Consider the following 1,225-nt stretch of genomic DNA (forward strand, 5'->3'; position numbering starts at 1 on the left):
GGCCCCGGCTCGGTGAGCCGGGGCCCGCTACGGAGGCGCGGTGCGGACGCGCAGGGACGCGTCGTGCGTGTCAGACGTTCACGCCGTGCCCGCGGAGGTACGCGATCGGGTCCATGTCGGATCCGTACTCGGCGGTCGTCCGGGCCTCGAAGTGCAGGTGCGCCCCCGTGACGTTGCCGGTCGCCCCGGAGAGGGCTATCTGCTGTCCAGGAGTGACCGTCTGGCCGACCGAGACACCGATGGACGAGAGGTGCCCGTACTGGGTGTACGTGCCGTCGACCATCTTGATGACGATCTGGTTGCCGTAGGAGCCTCCCCAGCCGGCCTCCACGACGGTGCCGGAGCCGACCGCGTGCACGGCGGTGCCGCTGGCGGCGTGGAAGTCGATGCCGGTGTGGCTGCCGGAGGACCAGATGCCGCCACCGGCCTGGTAGGACGTGGAGACGTACGAGCCGGTGATCGGAGCGGTGTAGGCGTTGAGGCGCTTGCGCTCCGCCTCGCGGGCGGCACGGGCCTTGGCCTCGCGCTCCTTCTCGGCCTTCTCCCTGGCCTCCTCCGCACGCTTCTTCGCGGCGGCCTCGGCCTTCTCGCGGGCGGCGGCCTGCTCGGCGGCCTGGCGCTGGGCGACGGCCTGCGCGTCGATCTCCTGGGCGACCGAGTCGCCCATGGTGACGGCCTTCAGGGGGCCCGTCTGCTCGATCTCGCTCTCGGCGGCGAACGCCGGGGCGGCCAGCGTGCCCACGACACCGGTGGTGGCCAGGGCGGCGACGCCGACGGTCCTGCGGGTGGTGCGCGTCATGCGGCTGGGAAGACGGTGCTTCCCCGTGGCGCGGGTGAACGCCATGAAGTGGCTGGTCCTTTCCTTCCTTCTCGCCTACCGGGTTAGCTGACGGGTTCGGAGCAGGAAGGTCTCCTACGGACCCCCTCCGGGGAGGGCGTCCGATTCACCCCAGGGACCTGGGTCCCCGGCTCCCCTGGCTCGCGCCATGCGGGGACTCGGCGATGACTGTCCGGTGCCGCGGACGCGGCGCAGTGCCTGACGGACAGCCGGACCGACGCTAAGCGGCGCCTCTTTCAATCGACAAACGGATCACCATTTTTGTAGCGCATGCCACAGGGCAGACAGGCAACTTCCCTGCAATACGGACACACCATGGACCGAGAAGGGCAGAAAAAGGGCCCGGGTGACGAATCCGGTCACCCGGGCCCCGGCCGTGACAGGACC

At 70.5% G+C, this 1,225-nt stretch carries 1 protein-coding gene and 1 riboswitch; the gene reads right to left on the minus strand.

The window, feature by feature from the left end; translation table 11 throughout:
- Positions 1–70: 70 nt before the first annotated feature.
- Positions 71–844 carry a M23 family metallopeptidase gene (locus ACFWGJ_RS43765; RefSeq protein WP_387334558.1) on the minus strand — a complete coding sequence of 258 codons (774 nt, stop codon included), beginning with the start codon at positions 842–844 and terminating at the stop codon, positions 71–73.
- Positions 845–857: 13 nt separating this feature from the next.
- A riboswitch (cyclic di-AMP (ydaO/yuaA leader) is annotated at positions 858–1,012 on the minus strand.
- Between the last annotated feature and the right edge of the window lie 213 nt (positions 1,013–1,225).

It is taken from the genome of Streptomyces sp. NPDC060205, assembly GCF_042728395.1.
GTDB lineage: Bacteria > Actinomycetota > Actinomycetes > Streptomycetales > Streptomycetaceae > Streptomyces.

Excerpts from the sequence above, each read along its gene's own strand:
- ACFWGJ_RS43765 (WP_387334558.1), bottom strand. The coding sequence starts at position 844 with ATGGCGTTCACCCGCGCCACGGGGAAGCACCGTCTTCCCAGCCGCATG.